The sequence below is a fragment of the Aeromonas sp. 1HA1 genome (assembly GCF_029237385.1).
GTDB classification, from domain to species: Bacteria; Pseudomonadota; Gammaproteobacteria; order Enterobacterales; family Aeromonadaceae; genus Aeromonas; species Aeromonas popoffii.
Genome location: NZ_JAACGC010000220.1, coordinates 1 through 612, shown reverse-complemented (window position 1 = coordinate 612; position 612 = coordinate 1). Strand labels below are relative to the sequence as shown.

1 protein-coding gene is annotated in these 612 nt (G+C 53.1%); it reads left to right on the top strand.

All coding sequences use genetic code 11. The annotated features are described in order from the left end of the window. The coding region (gene tnpB, locus GWQ22_RS21765) for an IS66 family insertion sequence element accessory protein TnpB (protein WP_275931660.1) at positions 1-374 on the top strand (374 nt) is incomplete at its 5' end. Positions 375-612: the final 238 nt, after the last annotated feature.

Below are 612 nucleotides of genomic sequence, written 5' to 3'. Positions count from 1 at the left end.
CTGCTGTGATGCGCCCGCGTTATCTTCGTCCCGCCCTGACCATGCCGCAGATCTACCTCTACCGGGCACCCATCGATTTTCGCAAACAGGTCAATGGCCTTGCCGCACTGGTCGAGCTGCAACTCGGACACTCTCCCTTCTGTGGTGCCCTCTATGCCTTCACCAACCGTCAGCGCAACAAGATCAAGTGTCTGATGTGGGAGGACAACGGCTTTGTCCTCTATTACAAGGCGCTCGCCGAGGAGAAATTCAAATGGCCATCGCCTTCCGATGAACTGCTCTCGCTCTCGGCCGAGCAGATCAACTGGCTGCTCGATGGTTATGATATTTCCCTGATGCAAGGCCACAAAAAACTTCATTATGAATCGCTCTGAGCGCCGTGTATTCAGTGTGTTATAGCGTTGTTTTTGTTATAATTTCACCATGAAAACAACGCCTGAAAACCTCACCCCATTACCCGAACTCAGCAGCCTTGGTGCCGCTGAGTTGTTGGTGGTGATTGCTGGTTTTCAGCAAAAGCTGGCGTTGCAAGAAGACGTCATCCAGTCCAAAGAAGAAGCCCTCCGCGCCAAAGACGCCGCTATCGCGCGGCGTGACGCTCATATCTTGCTG